This is a genomic window from Nesterenkonia lutea, assembly GCF_014873955.1.
Taxonomy (GTDB): Bacteria; Actinomycetota; Actinomycetes; order Actinomycetales; family Micrococcaceae; genus Nesterenkonia; species Nesterenkonia lutea.
In genome coordinates this window covers 1,992,042-2,010,563 of the sequence record NZ_JADBED010000001.1, presented here as the reverse complement: position 1 = coordinate 2,010,563, position 18,522 = coordinate 1,992,042, and the positions used below count along the sequence as shown (strand labels likewise).

Below are 18,522 nucleotides of genomic sequence, written 5' to 3'. Positions count from 1 at the left end.
CCGTGCCGATCACTCGCATCCGACTTCCCACGCCGACTCGCCCTTGAAGGAGAATTCCATGAGCAGTTCCGACATCGTCCTCGGTCCGAACCAGTACGGGAAGGCCGAGGTCCGTGTGGTCCGTGTCAACCGCGAGACCCCGGTCCACACGCTCGTGGACCTCAATGTCAGCTCCATGCTGCGCGGGGACTTCACCGAGTGCTACACCAGCGGCGACAACACCCGGGTCATCGCCACCGATACGCAGAAGAACACGGTCTACGCCTTCGCCAAGGAGCACGGCATCACCACCCCCGAGCAGTTCCTGCTGCTGCTCGGCCAGCACTTCACCGGCCAGGCCGAGGTCTCCGGCGGCCGCTGGTCCGCAGAGTCCTACCCCTGGGAGCGAATTCGGGTTCCGGGTCCCGATGGCACGCTCACCGAGCATGAGCACTCCTTCGTGAAGTCCAAACAGGAGATCCGCACCGCCGCGCTGACCATCGCCGACGGAGTCGAGCACCTGGTGGGCGGCTTCAGCGACCTCACCGTGCTGAAGACCACCGGCAGCGAGTTCTCCGGGTATCCGAAGGATCGCTACACCACCCTGCCGGAGACTGACGATCGGGTGATGGCCACGGACATCACCGCACGTTGGCTCTTCGCCGCCGGCGCCGAGGGGCAGGCTGCTGCGGGGGCCGTCGACTTCGATGCTGTCTACGCCCGGGTGAAACAGATCGTGCTTGAGCAGTTCGCGCTGGTCCACTCGCTGTCGCTGCAGCAGACCCTCTACGCCGCAGGCGAGGCAGTGCTGGGCGCCATAGAGGAGATCGAGGACATCCGTTTCGTGATGCCGAACAACCACCACTATGTGGTGGACCTGAGTCCCTTCGGACTGGAGAACCCCAATGAGGTCTTCCAGGCGGGGGACAGGCCCTACGGTCTGATGAACGCCTCGGTCACCCGCAGGGGCGCACCGGCGCGGCCCCAGGCTTGGGAATGGATCGCAGGCTTCTGCTGAGCGTCCTGCTGAGCCTTCTCGAGGCGGCAATCGAGCGGAAACACTTCCCTAACACCGCGCTCATAGCGTAGAGGGATCCCGCAGTTCCGGTCTCAGAAGAAGGTGAATCCATGAGTGTCGAGCACACCACGGCGACAGATGCCGCCGCCAGGGCCGCGGCCCCGGGCCGATGACGCTGCGCCACCTCATCGCGGAGCAGGTGCTGCTCGGCGGTGAGTTCGTCCCAGCTCACCTGGAGATCCTCGACGGCGAGATCGCGCGGATCCATCGGCTGAGCACCGGGGAGGGGCGACGCCGCGAGGAGATCGTCAAGGCCAGTGATGTCGGCGCCGGTGCCGGCATGACCGTGGTCAGGCCCTCTCACCTGGTGCTCCCCGGGAACGTGGACACGCACGTGCACATCAATGAACCCGGCCGGACGAGCTGGGAAGGCTTCGCCACCGGCACCATGGCAGCAGCGCTGGGAGGTGTCACCTCGGTGGTGGACATGCCGCTGAACAGCATCCCGCCCACAGTGGACGTGGAGTCCCTGCGGATCAAGCAGCGGGCCGCCATGGGGCAGACCTATGTGGACGTCGGCTTCTGGGGAGGCATCATCCCCGGCAATACCGCCCAGCTCAGGCCGCTCTGGGAGGCAGGAGCCTTCGGCTTCAAGTGCTTCCTGCTCCCGTCAGGTGTCGATGAGTTCCCGCCGGTCAACGGGGAACAGCTGCGCGAGGCCATGGCGGAGGTCGCCCGCTTCGACGGGCTCGTGATCGTCCACGCCGAGGATGCCGAGACCATCGAACGGGCAACAGAGGTCACCGGACGACGACGCCGGCTCAGCCACTACGCGGACTGGGCGCTCACCCGCCCACACGATGCGGAGGTGGCGGCGATCAGCGATCTCATCGAGGCGGTCCGCGAGACCGGCTGCCGCACCCATATCCTGCACCTTGCCTCCGCACGGGCCCTGGACATCATCGCTGCGGCACGCACGGAGGGCCTGCCGCTGACCGTGGAGACCTGCCCGCACTACCTGTGCTTCGAGGCTGACTCCATCCCGGACGGGGCCGCCGAGTTCAAGTGCTGCCCGCCCATTCGTGACAGCGGCAACCGGGAGGCGCTCTGGGACGCGCTGCGCGAAGGCATCATCGATGCGGTGGTCAGCGACCACTCGCCCTCCACCGCGGAGGAGAAGCATCGAGGGGCCCCTGACCTGCAGCAGGCCTGGGGCGGCATCTCGGGGCTGCAGGTGGGGTTCTCCGCGGTTGCCCATGAGGCACGTCTGCGGGGCATCGGCATCGAACAGGTCAGCAGCTGGATGGCTGAGAACACGGCGGCACTGGCAGGCCTGAGCCGCAAGGGCATCATCGCCCCGGGCCGGGACGCGGATCTGGTGATCTATGACCCGCAGGAGACCAATGTGGTGTCCGCGATGGGGCTCGCGCACAAGAATCCGATCTCGGCCTATGAGCACTACGAGATCACCGGCACCGTGATCGGTGCCGTGCTGCGGGGGATCGAGCTCTTCAGCCCACGGGACACGACCAGCGCGCTGGCGCCGGTCGGGCAGTTCCTGCGCGGAGCAGGCCACCTCGAGCTCAGTCCGATGACGCGCTGAGGCCCATGATCAAGCAGAAGGAGCAGCCGTGACCGAGGCCCCCCGCAGTCCGGGAGTGCAGTCCGTGGACCGGGCACTGGACATCCTCGAGGCGATCAGCGCTCACGGGGGCCAGATGAGCCTCAGCGAGCTCGCCGGGCAGACGAGTCTGCCGGCGCCCACCGCCCACCGGCTGCTGCGCACCATGATCGCCAAGGGCTATGTCCGTCAGCTCGCCAACCGCAGCTATGGCCTCGGTGAGAAGCTCATCTCGCTCGGTCAGGCCGCCAACGACGCGGTCAGTCCGGCCGCTTGAGTCCACGGAGCCACATGACCGAGGCAGACGTCACCGTGATCCTCGCGGCCGGGGAGGGCTCGCGGTTGGACGGCCACGGCAAGGCGCTGGTCCGCGTGGGCGGGTGGACTCTGGTGGAGAGAGCCGCGGCGGCGGCCCTCGACGCCGGGACGAGCCCGCTGGTGGTCCTCGGTCACCGCGCCGAACAGGTGCGCGCGGCGCTGAGGCGAGAGACGCAGCGGCGTCCCGGTCTCAGCCTCGATCTCGATCCCGGTCTGCAGCTCAGGACCTGTCCCGAGTGGAACCGGGGACTCTCAGCCTCCTTCCGCACCGGGATCGAGGGTGCCCGCGCGCTGGGGGCCGCCCGGGTCGCCGTCGTTCTGGTCGATCAGCCGGGGATCGGCGCTGCCGCCCTGCGCCGGGTCCTGGATGCGCACCGTGCGGGACGCATTGCTCGTGGAGAGGTCGACGGCCGCCCGACGCACCCCGTGGTCTTCGAGATCGACGCAGCCATCGAGGCCGCGGCCGCCGCACAGGGTGACGAGGGTGCGCGAGCCTACGTGCAGGCACACCCGGAGCTCCTCGATGCCGTGGACCTCACCGGCTGGGCCCAGGACGCGGACATCGACACGGTCGACGACCTTCAGCGCTGGCGCGCCGGTCAGCGCGGCGGAAGTGCCGGCTGAGCTCCCACCTGCTCTGCACCCTCGCCCTGCGCCGGGCCCTGCTCCGGCGGCCGTGTCTGCTCTGGCCGGGCTGTCCCTGCCGCGTCCGCGCGGGGCTCGGCGGACCGCAGCGCCGCGGCGATCCGGTCCTTGCGGAAGGGAGTGCGGGTCATCCGGACCCCGATCGCATCGCGGATCGCATTGCCCAGGGCCGGCGCCACAGGATTGAAGGGAGCCTCTGACATGGACTTGGCGCCCAGCGGACCGATCGGGTCGCGGGTCTGCGCGAAGTGGACCTCGGTGCGGGGCAGATCCGCCATCTGCGGGATGTGGTAGTTCCGCAGGATGTCCGTGGTGACGGCGCCGTCTGCGTCGATCTGCAGCTCTTCGAACATGGCGGCGCCCAGCGCCTGGGCCACACCGCCTTCGACCTGGCCGCGGCACTGCGCCTGGTTGAGCACCACTCCGGCATCGGCCGCCTGCACCGACTGCAGGATGCGCAGGGTGCCGCTGCGCCGGTCCACGGCGATCCGGAAGCCCTGCACGTTGAAGGAGACCGAACGCGGGGTGCCTGCCCACGTGCCCTCCGCGGTCAGTCCGACGGGATCCGCCTCCGGAGCCGATGCCAGCTGTTCGAGCAGCTTCTCCGCCGCGACGTGAGCGGCCTTGACGCCCACCGTGATGCCGGTGGAGCCGAAGGCGCCGGTGTCGAAGCGCACCGCGTCTGTGTCGGCCTGGATGAGCTGGATCTTCTCCGCGGTGGTGCCCAGCACCTCGGCGACTACCTGGCGGTGCACGGTGGAGGTGCCGTTGCCGAACTCCGCAGTGCCGACCTTCAGCTGGTAGCGCCCGGAGCCGAGCGCAGTGACGGTGGCGTGGGAGTGGTGGCCGTTGGGCGGCACGGTGTCGATCATCGCCACCGCGGTGCCGGTGCCCACCGCCCAGTCTCCGAGCGGGTGTCCTGCGCCGGGCGGATGACCGCCGGCGAGTCCGCCGTGGCGCTCCTCGGTGAGCAGGCGCTCGCACTGATCCCGTTCGGCGGCCGTGAGCTCTCCGGTGCGCAGCTGCTCACCGATGATCTGCAGGCACTGTTGCAGCCCGTCCACCTCCACGAGCACATCATCGTGTTCTGCGCCGAAGAGGGTCTCGCCCTGGGCGATGATGTTCTGCGCCTTGAAGCTCAGCGGGTCCCGTCCCAGCCGGCGGGCCAGCTCGTCCATGGCCGAGTCCACGGCGAAGATGGTCTGGCTCAGTCCATAGCCGCGGAAGGCGCCGGCCGGCGGGTTGTTGGTATAGACCACCTCGGCGCGAACCTGCTTGTGCGGGGCGGAATAGAGCTGCATGGACTCGGTCACGCTGTGGAACATCACCCCGGGACCGTGATTGCCGTAGGCGCCGGTGTCGGAGAGCACCTGAAGCTGCATGGCCTGCAGTGCGCCTGAGGCGTCGGCACCCACGGCGACATCGATCAGGAAGGGATGGCGGGTCGTGGTGGCGGAGAAGGCTTCGGAGCGGGTGAGCTCCAGCTGCACCGGCCGGGTGATTCCGCGCTCCTGCAGGGTCCGCAGCACCAGCACCACGAGGTCCTCGGTGAGCACCTCCTGCTTGGAGCCGAAGCCCCCTCCCACGCGCGGGGCGAAGACCCGCACCACCTCGGGCGCGAGACCGAAGATCCGGCACAGCGTCCGCCGCACCAGGAACGGCACCTGGGTGGAGGAGCGCAGCGTGACGCGGCCCAGGTCATCGATCCAGCCCAGGCAGCCATGCGTCTCGAGGGCGACGTGGGAGGTGCGGTGGGTCTCGAAGCTGCCCCAGTAGGAGGCTCCCGCAGAGGCGGGGCCCTCCTGCAGCCGGGACAGCTCGGCTTCGGCGCGGCCCTGAGAGCTGGAGGCCAGGGCGACCAGGTTCCGCTCCGGGGCAAGGATCCGGTGCGTGGCCGAGTCCTTCCCGGAATGGACCGCCGGGGCATCGCTGCGCTGCGCGGCCCGCGGGTCCAGCACGGTCGGCAGCAGCTCATAGTCGACCTCCACCAGCGCCGCGGCGCGCTCGGCCTGGCGACGAGACTCTGCGACGACGACGGCGACCCGCTGCCCCACATGGCGGACCACGTCATCGAGCACCCGGGTGTCCGCGGGGTCATCCTCCACCAGTTCGTGCTGAGCTGAGGAGAAGAGCGCAGCGGGCGCGTCCTCATGCGTCAGCACAGCGATGACCCCGGGGGAGGCCAGGGCCGCGGAGCCCGCGACGCGGCGGATCCGGGCATGGGCGTGCGGTGAGCGGACGACCACGATGTGCAGCGGATCCTCCTGCGGGCGCTCACCGGCCTGATCGAAGGTGTAGGCGGCGGTGCCGGTCACCACGGCGGGTCCGGCCGGCGGGGCCGGGCTCTTCCCGACTCCTGATTCGGCGCTGACCCGTGGGGTCTGGGTGAGCGCATCCTTGATCGAGCAGTACCCCGTGCAGCGGCAGAGGTTGCCCTTGAACCGACGAAGCGTGGCGGCATCCTCGGCATCGGTGGTCGTCCCGGCCGTCTCTTCCGTCGGGGCCTCGTGGGCTGCCGCAATGCTGCGCTCTGGAGAGTAGGGCCCCTCGGCGGTGGCGGTCATCAGATAACCGGCGGTGCAGTAGCCGCACTGGAAGCCGTGCGAGTCGAGGAAGTCCCGCTGGGTCGGATGCAGCGCGGCCGCGAGGGCCTCATGATCATGCGGTGCACCGTCCTGCTGGGAGGACAGCACCTGGGCGGTTGCTTCAGGGCTCAGCCCCTGCACGGTGGTCACCTCGGTTCCGGCGGCGCGCTGCGCTGGGACGATGCAGCTGTGCACTGCGGTCGGCTTCTGTCCGGGCTGGGCGAGGTGCACGGTGCAGGCCCCACAGTCTCCTGCGTCACAGCCGCGCTTGACCCCGGCCGCGCCGGTGTCCCGCAGCCAGGTGCGCAGGCACTGACCGGGATCGGCGTCCAGGGTCAGTTCCCTGCCGTCCACCATGACGTGCGCCGGCTGGGCTGGCTGAGCTTGCTGCTCTACCGGAGCTGCGGCACTCAGCAGAGTCGGCTCGGGGAGCACCGTCTGGGCAGCGGACTCCTGCTCAGTCCGCGGCGAGACGACAGCCGCGGACTCCGGGGCGAGGATCGCCTCCGCGAGCTCCTGAGCGAGCCGGATCGTGACCTCGATGCGCCACTCACGGTCGCCATGGACATCGTCATTCCACGCCGACTCGGGGACCCCGGCGCGCACCGCGGCCGCCACTTCGGTGCCGCGCGGGAGCTGCAGGATCACCGGGTGCACGGTGCTGGCCGTGATGGTGAGATGCAGCTGATCGGTGCCGCCAGCCCCGCCCGGAGCGGGGGAGGCGAGCAGCAGGGCGGCCGACCGGCCATACCGGGTCAGCGATTCTCGCACCATCAGGGTGGGACGTGCCAGCGCGCTGGCGGGGACGAAGAAGGCGCGGATCAGTTCGCCGGGCTCCAGCGCTGTGGCTCCTGTCCCGAGCACCAGATCTGAGACCAGCGCAGTGCGCCGGGTCCCTCCGGGAGACAGGATCAGCGCCTGGGCCTCCATGGCGGAGAGCCAGGAGGTCATCGGTCCTGCGGGCAGCGCCGTGGCCACGTTCCCGCCCACGGTGGAGGTGTTCCACACCTTCCAGGAGGCCACGAAGCACTCCGCGGCAGGTGCCATGAGCGCGACCCCGTCCAGGCCGGCCGCCCTGGTCCCGGCGAGGCTGGACGCGGCGGCGTGGAACTGCGCGATGGTGCATGTGGCGGCGATCTCCAGGCCGGACCACCTGTCAGCGGACTCGTCATGCCAGGTCAGCGGCGCCCATCCGGCGCCGGTGATGTCCAGAAGCCGCCGCGGTGCGGAGTTGGTGAAGTCATGGCCGTAGGAGTAGAGCACCGTGCCTCCGGCGAGCCAGGAATCCCCGGGAGCGAAGTCATCGGGGTTCGCGGTGCTCAGGGTCGTCTCCACACTGGTGATGTCCACGTCTCACACTGCCATTTCTCTGATGATGCTGAGGCTGCGCGGCCGCGCAGCATTGATCGGCCCGCGCGAGCGCGCCAGGGGAGCCGCTGTGGCGGACGCGTTCTTCGCGGCGATGAGCTGGGCGAACATGGAGACGGCCGCCTCGGCGGGGGTCTCGGCTCCCAGATCGAGACCCAGCGGAGACACCACGCGGGCACGGGCCGCTGCGCTGTGGCCCAGGGACCTCAGGGCGGCGTCCCGGCGCGCGGCGGAGGTGCGCGAGCCCATGGCGCCGATGAAGCGACCGGCACCGTCGTCGTCGGGGGAGGCCCTCTGGACCTGCTGCGGCGCCTGACCGGTCAGGTCCAGCTGTGATTCGGAGTCTGCCCAGGTCAGCGCGCAGTCGAGCACCGGCACGTCGAGGTCCGGATGATGGGTCATCACGACCACCCCGGTCCAGGAACTGACCGGCCCCTCAAGGAGCTCCCTGATGATGCTGGCGGGGTGACCCAGATTCAGGTCCGCACCGGCGGGGATGCGTGCGCCGGTGCCGAAGGCGGGGCGGATCTCGACCATGTGGACCCGCCAGCCGGCCTGCAGCGCGAGCTGGGCCAGGTGCACCGAGAAGTCATGCACGCCGCTGAGGATCAGCCGTGGCGCGGCGTCGCGCTGCTCGTGGACGAGCAGCCTCGTCCCGGAGTCATCGGTGAGCCGGCGGGTCAGCTGAGCGGGGGCGCGTGAGTCGCGGGTCGCGAGCTCCCGCAGCGGCTCGAGGTCAGCAGTGACCAGCGGCTGGATGAGCACCTCGATCTCACCCCCGCAGGTCAGTGCCACCCCGAGTCCGGCCTGGCCGAAGGGTGTGCCATCGGGTCCGAAGGATTCTCGGCGGATGGTCCCTGCGCTGATCGCGTCCTGAGCCGAGGCGGCCACGGAGGACTCCACGCAGCCTCCGGAGAGGGAGCCGATGATCTCAAAGTCTGCGGAGATCGCCATGGAGGTGCCCACCGGGCTGGGCGAGGAGCCGCGCACCGAAACGATCGTTGCCACGGCCCAGCGCTTGGGGGCATCCAAGCAGGCCTGATAGGAGGTGATGCGGTCAAGCACGGGGCCTCCTGGTCAAGCGCTCGGGACAGTGGATCTGTGCTGACAGATCCTGGAATCGTGCTCCAGCTTAGGCATGTGCGGGTTACGGCGCCGTTACGCGCTCCGGCATTTACATGTCCGTAACGAAGGCGAGTGAATGAAGAAACATCTGTTTCATAGGTTGGGGTTCTACCTACTTCAGGAGGACGGATGACCCCCGCCGCACTGCGCGTCGACACGCTGATCACCAACGCCTATATCGTGCTGGAGGCCTCCGGTGCAGGAGCCTCCGCTCAGCACGAGGCGCTGCAGGCGGGCCGTGAGATCGACGGCGGGTGGATCGCGCTGGACGCCGGAAGGGTGCACAGTGCCGGGCCGAGTTCGGGCCAGGCGCCAACCGCCAGCCGAGTGATCGACGCCGGTGGCCGACTGGTCACTCCAGGTCTGGTGAACACACACCACCACATGTACCAGAACCTGACCCGCGCCTTCGCGCCGGCTATCAACGGAAGTCTCTTCCAGTGGCTGACCACGCTGTACCCGCGCTGGGCGGCACTGGACGAGGAGTCCACCTACCTGTCGACCTATGTAGCCTGCGCCGAGCTGCTGCTGGGCGGGTGCACGACCTCCTCGGACCACATGTACGTCCACCCGAAGCCGAATCTCATCGACGCCCAGATCAAGGCCACCACCGAGATCGGCTTCCGCTTCATGGCCAACCGCGGATCGATGACGCGGTCTGTGGAGGACGGGGGACTGCCGCCGAAGGAGGTGGTGCAGGACGAGGACACCATCTTGGCTGACTCCGAACGCCTGATCGCCGCATTCCACGATCCCGCGCCCGGTGCCATGACCCGGGTCGCGCTGGCACCGTGTTCGATGTTCTCGGTCAGCGAGTCGATCATGCGGAAGACCGCTGAGCTCGCGGAGAAGCATGATGTCCGGCTGCACACCCACCTCGCCGAAGACAAGGACGAGGACACCTACGCGATGGAGGTCTACGGGCGGCGACCTGTGGAGTATTTCGAAGACGTGGGCTGGGCCACGCCTCGGTCCTGGGTGGCCCACTACGTCTACGGCAGCTCGGAGGAGAACCAGCGACTGGCGGCCGCGGGGGTCAGCGCGACCCAGTGCCCCAGCTCCAACATGATCATCTGCGGAGACGCCGCAGACGCACAAGCGCTGCGCTCCATGGGCATGGCGGTGGGCATCGGCTGCGACGGCTCAGCTTCGGCTGATTCAGCGAATCTCTGGATGGAGACCCGCGGAGCGCTGTTGCTGGCGCGCCATCGGCACGGCCCGGCCTCCTTCTCTGCCAGAGAGGCCCTGAACATGGCCACCCTGGGCAGCGCGGCGAACCTCGGTTGGGTCGATGAGATCGGCCACCTGCACCCTGGGGCATGCGCGGATCTGGTCATGTGGGAGTCCGCGCCGCTGTCCCAGACCGGAGCCTTCACCGATCCGGTCGAGGCCTGGCTGCGCTCCGGGCCGGCCCGCGCCTGGCACACCCTCGTCGCCGGCAGGCCGCTCATCGAAGCCGGGGAGCTCCAACTCGCCAGCCTCGAGGACATCCTTCCTCGCCACCGCGCGGCGGCGCGAACGATGCAGGGCCTCGAATGAAATCCCTGCTCATCTCCAGAAAAACACCACGACCTGCAGAGCCGTTGAAAGGCCTCCAATGACGCTGACCCTGTACGTTCCGGATCTTCTGCTCCCGATGACCTCCCCTTATGAGGTCCTCACGGGGCACGGAGTCCTGGTCGAGGACACCCTGATCGCAGCCGTGGGACCGGTGGCACAGCTGCGTGCGGCGCATCCAGAGGCGACCGAGGTCCGGCTGCGGGACCAGGTGCTCATGCCGGGGCTGGTGAACACCCACCACCACTCCGGGATCCTGCGCGGAACCGCCGAACATCTTCCTGTCTGGGAATGGCTGCGCGTGCACATCGACCCGATGCACCGAGTCCTGCAAGCCGATGAGGCCAAGACTGCCGCATACCTGTGCTACGCCGAGGGGCTCCTCGCCGGCACGACCACCACCGTCGACATGTGGCGCTATATGGACGGCTGCGCCGAGGCGGCCGAGCAGCTCGGAAACCGGCTGGTCACCGTGAACTACGTCGGCGAGCACCCTGAGCACAACTATTTCGACACCCTTGACGACAACGAGCGCATGCTGCGCACCTGGGGCCCCGCTGCAGGGCGAGGAGAGGGTCGCATCATCCCCTGGGTGGGACTGGAGCACCCCTTCTACGCCGACGACGCCGGCCTGGCCCGGGCTGTGGAGCTCGCCCAGACCTACGAGACCGGGCTCTACACCCACTGCAGCGAATCCACGCTGGATGTCACCGAGTTCCACGCGCGCTATGGCAAGCGGCCGGTGCACGCGCTGAAGGACCTGGGCTTCTTCGACGTCCCGCGCACGGTCCTCGCCCATGCAGTGTGGCTCGACGATTCCGAGATCGCCTATATGGCCTCACAGAACGCCGGAGTGGCCCACAACCCGGTCAGCAACATGAAGCTGGCCAGCGGGATGGCCCCGGTGGCGGACATGCTCGCCGCCGGCATTCCGGTGGGAATCGGCACCGACGGGGAGAAGGAGAACAACAACCTGGACATGTTCGAGGAGATGAAGGTCTCCTCCCTGCTCGGCAAGCTGCGCAGCATGGACGCCGCCGCCATGGACTCCTGGCAGGTGCTGACCATGGCGACCATAGGCGGAGCACGAGCCATGGGCCTGCAGGACCGCATCGGATCGATCGAGGTGGGCAAACAGGCAGACCTGATCGCCGTGCGCACCGACACCCCCCGGATGACTCCGCTGTTGCCCGAAGGGCGCTACGCCAACATCCACCACAACCTGGTGCATGCGGTCCGAGGCAGCGATGTCAGCCTCACCATGGTCGACGGTCGTGTCATCACTCGAGACGGAGAGCTTCTGACCGCCGAGCTGCCGGAGCTCATCCAGTCGGCACGCCAGGCCGTTCCTGGTCTGTTCGAGCGCCGCAGCCAATACCTCGCCGCAGTGGAGGCCGGAGAAGAGGCTGGCATCACCGCACGGGGGTCCGAGGACACCGCCGCCAGGGTCTGACCCTGAATCCTGCACCAAAGCACGCCACCCATCTCAAGGAGAAACTGATGAGCACGCTTCACCACCACAGCCGCCCCGGGATCCGCACTCTCACGGCAGGGTCACTGAGCCTTGGCCTGCTCGTCCTCACCGCGTGCGGCGGGGGAGCGGTCGCCGAGGACGAGGAGACCTCCGCAGATGCCGACTACGGTTCGATCGATGTGCCGCTGTCCTGGCTGCACACGGCAGAGTTCGTGGGCCTCTACGAGGCCATCGACAACGGCTATTACGAGGAGAACGGCTTCGAATCGGTCAATCTGATCCCTGGCGGCCCCTCCGCGACACCTTCCACCGTGCAGGTGGCCTCTGGTGCGGGTCTGGTGGGCTGGTCCAACCCGTTGGTGGTTGCGTCCACGATCGAGGCGGAGGGCGATGATGCACCGCTGAAGATCATCGGCTCCGTGTTCCAGGACATCCCCTACACCGTGGTCACCATGAGCGAGAACCCGGCCACCGAGCCCGAGGACCTCGTCGGGATGAGCGTCGGCGTTCCGCCGGCGAATGAGCCGGTCTTCAACGCCTTCCTGGCCGCCAATGATCTGGAGGGCGAGGTGGAGGTGGCCTCCATCCAGGCCGACACGCAGCCGTTCCTCAACGGAGAGATCGACGCCTATTTCGGCTTCGCGACGAATGAGCTGATCAGCATCGAGATGGCCGGCTACGACGTGGAATCCATGATGTTCGTGGATCACGGGCTGCCGTTCTCCGGAGGGTCCCTGGTGGCTACGGAGGAGGACATCGAGGAGAACCGCGAGGAGCTGAAGGCCTTCTTGGAGGCCTCCATCCGGGGGTGGCAGGACGCACTGGCGGATCCTGAGGAGGCCGCCCGGACCACTGTGGAAGACCACGCGGCCGACCAGAACCTCGACTATGACCACCAGTTGCGCACTGCCGAGACGCAGGCAGAGCTCATCACCTCCGAGTGGACCCGGGAGAACGGGCTGTTCACGATGTCTGACGACGCCGTCGCCGACACGCTCGCGGCAGTGGAGGCCGTGGGCTATGACGTGCCCGAGGACCTCTTCGACCTGAGCCTGCTCGAGGAGATCTACGAGGAGAACCCCGACCTCATCGAACACCCGCTTCCCTGAAGCCCCTGAGCAAGAATTAGCAAGGAGCGTGACGTGACAGCTGCACTCGGTACCCATAACCCCGCCGTCGACACGGACAGCATGCATCTCACCGGCGACGGCATCAGCCTCAGCGGACTGAGCAAGGTCTTCGGCTCGGGCGCCAAGCAGGTGACCGCCCTGGAGGACGTCAACCTCGCCACCGGACGCGGGACGTTTCTGTCCCTGCTCGGGCCCTCCGGGTGTGGAAAGTCCACCATTCTGCGGATGCTCGCCGGCCTGGAGAAGCCGACCACTGGTGAGCTGCGGATGGACGGACAGTCGCCGGCGGAGCTCCGTGCCGGCCATCATCTGGGGATCGCGTTTCAGGATTCGGCCCTGCTGCCGTGGCGCAGCGTGGTCTCCAACATCCGGCTGCCGCTGGAGGTGGCCGGGATCAAGCCCGAACCGGGACTGATCCAGGGTCTGGTCGACCTGGTCGGACTCAAGGGGTTCGAGAAGGCGCGTCCTGCTCAGCTCTCCGGGGGCATGCGGCAGCGGGTGTCCATTGCTCGGGCCCTGGTGGTGAAGCCTTCGGTGCTGCTACTGGACGAACCTTTCGGTGCGCTCGACGACATGACCCGCCAGCGGCTGAACATGGAGCTTCTGCGGATCTGGACCGAGAAGCCGGCGACGACGCTGATGGTCACCCACGGCATCGCCGAAGCGATCTTCCTCTCCGATGTCGTCGCGGTCATGAGTGCGCGCCCCGGTGGCATCCGCGAAGTCTTCGAAGTGGACCTTCCTCGGCCGCGCACCCCGGAGATGCAGCGGACTCCGGAGTTCCATGCCCTGGTGGACCATGCCTCGGATCTGCTCTTCGGCCAGCCCGGACCGGGCGGCGGCTCATGAGCCTGAGCACAGCGGTGGACCCCCGGACGGGGAGTCCCGTCGGCCCCAAAACCGCCCGCCGCCAACGGTCCTCGGTCACGCTGCCCAGCTGGGTCCCCGGCACCATGGGCCTGCTGGTGGTGCTGGCTGCCTGGTGGGTCGTCGGTGCGCTCAACCTCGTCGGGCGCGGCGCCGGCGGCAATGTTTCGGCGGTCCCCACACCACCCGAGGTCCTGCAACAGCTGGCCGCAGACGGATTCTCCTTCTACTGGCGCAATGCCTCGGTCACGCTGGCGGAGGCGGGGATCGGCTTCGCCGTGGGCAACGCTCTGGCGGTGGCGACGGCGGGGCTTGTCCTGCTCGCACCCTGGCTCGAGCGTCTCGCCACACAGATGGCGGTGATCACCTACTGCCTCCCGCTGATCGCCATCGGTCCGGTGATCTTCGCCGTGGCTGGGCCGCCGCTGAGCGGGGAGCCTTCGATGACGGCTGCCGTGCTCGCGGGTCTCTCCGTGTTCTTCGTGACGGTTGTGACAACCATCCAGGGACTCAAGGCCGCCGACCCCTCGGGACTCGACGTCATCGCCGTCGCCGGGGGCAGTCGCTTCCACCAGCTGGTCAAGGTGCAGCTCATCACTGCGGTCCCCTATATCTTCACGGCGCTGAAGATCGCCGCCCCGGCAGCAGTCCTGGGTGCGATCCTCGGTGAATTCGTCGGCGGCGTCGACAGCGGGCTCGGACCAGCGATGGTCAGCGCGCAGGAGACGCTCAACGTCGATCGACTCTGGGCGCTCGCCCTGGTCGCCGTGCTGGTGGCCGGCGCCGCCTACGCCGTCATCGCTCTCGCCGGTCGCTTCGTGGCCCCTTGGGCAGGAAAGGAGACATGATGCGGAAGATCTTCGTGCCGCTGAAGCCAGTGGCCAATCTCGTGCTCTCGCTGGGGCTGATACTCATCGCCTGGGTGGGCCTGCTGGCGTTCTTCGACGTCTCGGGCATCATCGGCAAGGGGCCGCTGGACGTCTACGGATACCTCTTCGTCGAGGAGGCCGCTGCCGAGAACCTCGCGCTGGTCTGGTCAGACTTCCAGATCACCATGGTGGACACGCTCATCGGCTTCACCGCGGGGCTCCTTGTGGCCCTCGTGGTGGCGATGCTGTTCCAGCTCTTCAAGGGCTTCGAAGTCGCCATGATGCCGCTGGCGATGATCTGCCGATCAGTGCCGCTGGTCGCTATGGCCCCGATCATCGTGCTCATCTTCGGGCGGGACTGGCTCTCCGTTGCCGCAATGGGCACGATCGTGGTCATCTTCCCCGCCCTGGTCACCATCGTGGAGGGGCTGCGTTCGACCTCCCCTGCGATGTCCGAGGTCGTTCAGGTATACGGCGGGGGGCCGGCCACGGTTCTGCGCAAAGTGGCGATGCCCGCCTCGGTCCCCTCATTCTTCACCGCCACCCGGGTCTCGATTCCCGGCGCTCTCACTGGAGCGCTGCTGGCGGAATGGCTGGCGACCGGCGACGGCATCGGATACGGCATCTTTCAGGCGATCGCGAACACCCAGTACGACAGGCTCTGGGCCTCCGTACTGGTGGTCACTCTTGCTTCCCTGCTGCTCTACTCCGTGATCGGTGTGGTGGAACGCCTCGTGGCGCGCCGTACCGGAATGGGACTGGCCGCCTAGGGAGTCGAATCGGCGGAGGTGCGGGCAAAGAACTGGAAGCGGTCGCCGCGGAAGACCGACCGCGTCCATTCGACGGGGGACCCCTGCGCGTTGAGCCCGCGTCGGTGAATCAGCAGCAGGGGAGCACCTGTCTCGATGGTGAGCAGGTGCGCTTCACGCGGGCCGGCGACCATGGTCATCACTGTGTCCTCTGCCTCAGCGATGCTGATGCCGTAGTGCGTGCTCAGGACTGCGTACAGTGACCCGTTCTGCTCCAGGCGGTGCTGCAGCCCGGCCAGGGGCCCGGGCAGGTGGGCAGTCTCGTGCGCCAGAGGCTCCCCGTTGATGATGCGCACGCGCTCTACGCGTGTGAGCTCCGTTCCAGGCGAGACGCTCAGCCGTTCGGCGAGGTGCGCGTCGGCAGGGACCGTTTCGATCCCCAGGATGTCGGAGGCGCTTCGAAGATGCTGCGCCTCCGCATCCTCGGTGAAGGACGTGAGCTGACGGACATAGGTCGGACGCGAGGGTGCCACGAAGGTCCCCTTGCCCTGGGTCCGATGCAGGACTCCTTCGGCCACCAGCTCGGCGATGGCCTGGCGCACGGTCGTCCGGGACGTCGTGTACTGAGCGGCCAGTGTGCGTTCAGTGGGCAGAGAAGCCTCGGGGCCAGCCTCGTGGGCCAGCTGGCGAAGCTCTTCCTTCACCTTGTAGTACTTGGGTGCCGCAAAGGCCCGAGAGGTCATGTCCACCATGATATCTCCAGCGAGAAAAATTGGCCTAGGCCAATCTATTGACTTCGAAATTGGTCTAGGCCAAACTTGTCAAATCGACGCATCATCCAGTCTCACGGAATCGGAAGGAACTGAAGCGATGTCTGTACGTAGGAGGTCTCGGCCAATCCCCGTGACGATCGGCACGGGGCTCTCGCTGGCCCTCATTCTGTCCGCGTGCTCCGGGGACTCCGGGGGTTCCGGCGGCGGTGAGGCCGACGGCGCCATCGAGGTGTGGGCCCACGCAGGCCAGGCGGCGGAGAGTGAGGCGCTGCAGTCACTCGTGGACGAGTTCAACTCCTCCCAGGAAGACGTGACGGCGGAGCTTACGCTCATCCCGGAAGCTGACTACACCAGCACCATCCAATCGACCTCGGCCGAGGATCTGCCCGAGGTCATGGAGATGGACGCCCCGACCATGGCGTCGTTCGTCTATGACCGCAAGCTGATTCCGCTGGAGGATGTCGTCTCGGCAGAGACGCTCGACAACCGGATCGGAGGCGTCGAGGAGAGCGGCACCTACAACGACGCCACGTACGCCGTGGGCATGTTCGACGTAGGACTGGGCCTGTGGGGCAATAAGGCGCTGCTGGATGAGGCGGGCATCGAGGCGCCGACGACCGCGGATGAGGCGTGGACCGTCGATGAGTTCGAGACCCACCTCGCGGAGCTGGCTGAGGTCTCGCCCTCCGGCAAAGCGGTCGATCTCGGAGAAGCCAATGGCTTCGCGGCGGAGTGGGGAACATTCACCACGACTCCGGACATCTGGTCAGCGGGGGGCACGCTCATGCTGGACGGGGAGGCTGAGGGGGTGCTCAACAGCCAGCAGAACGTTGATGCACTTGAACGCTGGGCCTCCTGGAAGGAGTTCGCCGATCCCAACACCAGCGGAACGGCGTTCCCAGACGGCGAGACTGCTCTGACCTGGACCGGCAACTGGATGTATCCCACCTTCAGCGAGGCGCTCGGGGAGGATCTCGTGCTCATGCCGCTGCCGGACTTTGGTCAGGGAACCAAGGCAGGGCACGGGTCCTGGCAGTGGGGCGCCACGCCTGCTGCCGAGGACAACCCCGAGGCGGCTGGAGCGTTCCTCGACTTCCTGCTCACGGACGAGAGCATCGGCGCGATGGTCGAGGCCAACGCGGCGGTCCCAGGCAGCACCTCGGCCCTGGAACAGAGTGAGCTCTACGGCCCGGACAAGCCGCTGGAGCTGTTCGCTGACAACCTCGCCTCGGCCTGCGGCTCAGAGGACGTCACCGAAGAGTGCGTTGCGGTCGCCCGTCCGGTGACCCCCGGATACCCCACCGTGACAAGCGCCTTCGGAAGTGCACTCCTCGCGATCTGGGGAGGCGCGGACGTGCAGGACGAGCTCAACTCGGCCGCCCGAGCGATTGATTCCGACTTCGCGGACAACGACGGCTACCAGAACGACTGATCGACTCAGGAAGCGGGGCCTGCGGGCCCCGCTTCCTCAGCTCAAGGAGTGCGACATCGCCACCACAACAGGGCTCAACCCCCCGCAGGCCCGGACCGTCAGGCCGCGAAAGATCAGAAGGGCCCAGTTTGCGGGTCCGCTCATGGCCGCTCCGGCCGTCTCGCTCCTGCTGCTGTTTGTGGCTGTGCCGTTCGTGGCCTCGATCGGCTTCTCGCTGTACAACGTCCGGTTGGGAGACCCGCGAGATCCCTCGTTCATGGGGCTCACGCAGTATGTCCGGATCCTGACAGACCCCGACGTCTCCGGACAGTTCCTGGACGCGCTGCTGCACAACCTGATCTTCGCCGCGGTCGTCGTGCCGGTGCAGACGGCCCTGGCCCTCGCCCTGGCACTGCTGGTCAAGAAGAACATTCCCGGGATCGGAATCTTCCGTTCGCTGTACTTCCTGCCCGTCGTCTTTCCCATCGCTCTGGTCGCGATCATCTGGCGTCTCATCCTGGCTCGCGGTGACGAAGGGCTGCTCAACTCTGCCCTCACCTTCTTCTCGGGAGGGACCTTCGGGTCCCAGGACTGGCTCGGTTCGGAGCTCACGGCGCTTGCCTCAGTCATCGTCCTCTCGATCTGGCAGGGCTGCGGGTTCCAGATGGTCATTCTGCTGGCGGCGCTGCAGCAGGTTCCGGCAGAGCTCTACGAGGCCGCTGAACTCGACCGGGCCAACGGCTGGCAACGGTTCGTCCACGTCACGCTGCCGGGGGTCAGGACGACCCTGGTGTTCGTGGCCCTCTACACCACGATCCTCTCGCTCCGGGTGTTCGATCAGATCTATGTCCTGGCCAAGTCCGGCGGCGGCCTCAACGAGGATGCGACACGAACAGTGATGTACGAGGCCGTCACCGCGGCGTTCGACGAGAACAACATAGGGCGGGCCAGCGCTATATCGGTGGTCTTCTTCCTCATAGTCGTCGTCCTGTCCCTGATCCAGCGCCGCGTCACGACCGAGAAGGAGGGCTGA

Annotated in this window: 15 protein-coding genes; 12 read left to right on the top strand and 3 right to left on the bottom strand. The window is 67.6% G+C overall.

From position 1 onward, the window contains the following. Nucleotides 1–58: 58 nt before the first annotated feature. From pucL to H4W27_RS09175, 4 genes are all read left to right on the top strand, one after another. Entirely contained in the window at nt 59–997 is a 939-nt protein-coding gene (pucL, locus tag H4W27_RS09190; protein WP_192595662.1) for a factor-independent urate hydroxylase, read from the top strand. 169 nt (nt 998–1,166) lie between these two features. Continuing rightward, nucleotides 1,167–2,600, top strand: coding sequence for an allantoinase AllB (gene allB / locus H4W27_RS09185; protein ID WP_192595661.1), 1,434 nt, complete (start codon nt 1,167–1,169; stop codon nt 2,598–2,600). A gap of 28 nt (nt 2,601–2,628) precedes the next feature. Further along, nucleotides 2,629–2,895 carry a helix-turn-helix domain-containing protein gene (locus H4W27_RS09180; protein ID WP_192595660.1) on the top strand — a complete coding sequence of 89 codons (267 nt, stop codon included), beginning with the start codon at nt 2,629–2,631 and terminating at the stop codon, nt 2,893–2,895. 14 nt (nt 2,896–2,909) lie between these two features. Next, nucleotides 2,910–3,560 (top strand): nucleotidyltransferase family protein, encoded by a 651-nt coding sequence (locus tag H4W27_RS09175; protein WP_192595659.1) that lies wholly within the window; start codon nt 2,910–2,912, stop codon nt 3,558–3,560. On the opposite strand, the gene H4W27_RS09170 is transcribed toward H4W27_RS09175, so the two are convergent. Together H4W27_RS09170 and H4W27_RS09165 are read right to left on the bottom strand one after the other, a co-directional pair. Beyond that, nucleotides 3,536–7,516, bottom strand: coding sequence for a molybdopterin cofactor-binding domain-containing protein (locus H4W27_RS09170; protein ID WP_192595658.1), 3,981 nt, complete (start codon nt 7,514–7,516; stop codon nt 3,536–3,538). The two genes, H4W27_RS09175 and H4W27_RS09170, sit on opposite strands and share 25 nt — an antisense overlap. 3 nt (nt 7,517–7,519) lie before the next feature. Next, nucleotides 7,520–8,599 (bottom strand): XdhC family protein, encoded by a 1,080-nt coding sequence (locus H4W27_RS09165; protein WP_192595657.1) that lies wholly within the window; start codon nt 8,597–8,599, stop codon nt 7,520–7,522. Nucleotides 8,600–8,788: 189 nt separating this feature from the next. Here H4W27_RS09165 and H4W27_RS09160 point away from each other — a divergent pair, with 189 nt between their 5' ends. The 6 genes from H4W27_RS09160 to H4W27_RS09135 all read left to right on the top strand — a co-directional run bounded on the left by H4W27_RS09160 (nt 8,789) and on the right by H4W27_RS09135 (nt 15,326). Beyond that, nucleotides 8,789–10,198, top strand: a complete 1,410-nt coding sequence (locus tag H4W27_RS09160; protein ID WP_192595656.1) for an amidohydrolase family protein — start codon at nt 8,789–8,791, stop codon at nt 10,196–10,198. A gap of 58 nt (nt 10,199–10,256) precedes the next feature. Further along, nucleotides 10,257–11,669 carry an amidohydrolase family protein gene (locus tag H4W27_RS09155; RefSeq protein WP_192595655.1) on the top strand — a complete coding sequence of 471 codons (1,413 nt, stop codon included), beginning with the start codon at nt 10,257–10,259 and terminating at the stop codon, nt 11,667–11,669. A 47-nt stretch (nt 11,670–11,716) separates the two neighbouring features. Further along, complete coding sequence (locus H4W27_RS09150) at nt 11,717–12,799, top strand: ABC transporter substrate-binding protein (protein WP_192595654.1); 1,083 nt, start codon at nt 11,717–11,719, stop codon at nt 12,797–12,799. Nucleotides 12,800–12,880: 81 nt separating this feature from the next. Further along, nucleotides 12,881–13,669 (top strand): ABC transporter ATP-binding protein, encoded by a 789-nt coding sequence (locus tag H4W27_RS09145; protein WP_192596528.1) that lies wholly within the window; start codon nt 12,881–12,883, stop codon nt 13,667–13,669. Further along, nucleotides 13,666–14,535: an ABC transporter permease gene (locus H4W27_RS09140; RefSeq protein WP_225939069.1), complete on the top strand. Its 870-nt coding sequence runs from the start codon at nt 13,666–13,668 to the stop codon at nt 14,533–14,535. The genes H4W27_RS09145 and H4W27_RS09140 overlap by 4 nt, the downstream gene beginning before the upstream one ends. Continuing rightward, the gene (locus tag H4W27_RS09135) at nt 14,532–15,326 is read left to right on the top strand and encodes an ABC transporter permease (protein WP_225939068.1); all 795 of its coding nucleotides are present in this window, start codon (nt 14,532–14,534) and stop codon (nt 15,324–15,326) included. Before H4W27_RS09140 ends, H4W27_RS09135 begins: the two co-directional genes overlap by 4 nt. Here H4W27_RS09135 and H4W27_RS09130 read toward each other — a convergent pair. Then, nucleotides 15,323–16,048 carry a GntR family transcriptional regulator gene (locus tag H4W27_RS09130; RefSeq protein ID WP_192595653.1) on the bottom strand — a complete coding sequence of 242 codons (726 nt, stop codon included), beginning with the start codon at nt 16,046–16,048 and terminating at the stop codon, nt 15,323–15,325. The two genes, H4W27_RS09135 and H4W27_RS09130, sit on opposite strands and share 4 nt — an antisense overlap. Before the next feature lie 160 nt (nt 16,049–16,208). On the opposite strand from H4W27_RS09130, the gene H4W27_RS09125 reads away from it, so the two are divergent. Both H4W27_RS09125 and H4W27_RS09120 read left to right on the top strand, forming a co-directional pair. Continuing rightward, nucleotides 16,209–17,510, top strand: a complete 1,302-nt coding sequence (locus H4W27_RS09125; RefSeq protein WP_318782259.1) for an extracellular solute-binding protein — start codon at nt 16,209–16,211, stop codon at nt 17,508–17,510. A 142-nt stretch (nt 17,511–17,652) separates the two neighbouring features. Beyond that, entirely contained in the window at nt 17,653–18,522 is an 870-nt protein-coding gene (locus H4W27_RS09120) for a carbohydrate ABC transporter permease (RefSeq protein WP_192595651.1), read from the top strand.

Excerpts from the sequence above, each read along its gene's own strand:
- H4W27_RS09120 (WP_192595651.1), top strand. The coding sequence starts at position 17,653 with ATGGCCGCTCCGGCCGTCTCGCTCCTGCTGCTGTTTGTGGCTGTGCCG.
- H4W27_RS09175 (WP_192595659.1), top strand. The coding sequence starts at position 2,910 with ATGACCGAGGCAGACGTCACCGTGATCCTCGCGGCCGGGGAGGGCTCG.
- H4W27_RS09145 (WP_192596528.1), top strand. The coding sequence starts at position 12,881 with ATGCATCTCACCGGCGACGGCATCAGCCTCAGCGGACTGAGCAAGGTC.
- H4W27_RS09160 (WP_192595656.1), top strand. The coding sequence starts at position 8,789 with ATGACCCCCGCCGCACTGCGCGTCGACACGCTGATCACCAACGCCTAT.
- allB (WP_192595661.1), top strand. The coding sequence starts at position 1,167 with ATGACGCTGCGCCACCTCATCGCGGAGCAGGTGCTGCTCGGCGGTGAG.
- H4W27_RS09150 (WP_192595654.1), top strand. The coding sequence starts at position 11,717 with ATGAGCACGCTTCACCACCACAGCCGCCCCGGGATCCGCACTCTCACG.
- H4W27_RS09130 (WP_192595653.1), bottom strand. The coding sequence starts at position 16,048 with ATGACCTCTCGGGCCTTTGCGGCACCCAAGTACTACAAGGTGAAGGAA.
- pucL (WP_192595662.1), top strand. The coding sequence starts at position 59 with ATGAGCAGTTCCGACATCGTCCTCGGTCCGAACCAGTACGGGAAGGCC.
- H4W27_RS09155 (WP_192595655.1), top strand. The coding sequence starts at position 10,257 with ATGACGCTGACCCTGTACGTTCCGGATCTTCTGCTCCCGATGACCTCC.
- H4W27_RS09140 (WP_225939069.1), top strand. The coding sequence starts at position 13,666 with ATGAGCCTGAGCACAGCGGTGGACCCCCGGACGGGGAGTCCCGTCGGC.
- H4W27_RS09135 (WP_225939068.1), top strand. The coding sequence starts at position 14,532 with ATGATGCGGAAGATCTTCGTGCCGCTGAAGCCAGTGGCCAATCTCGTG.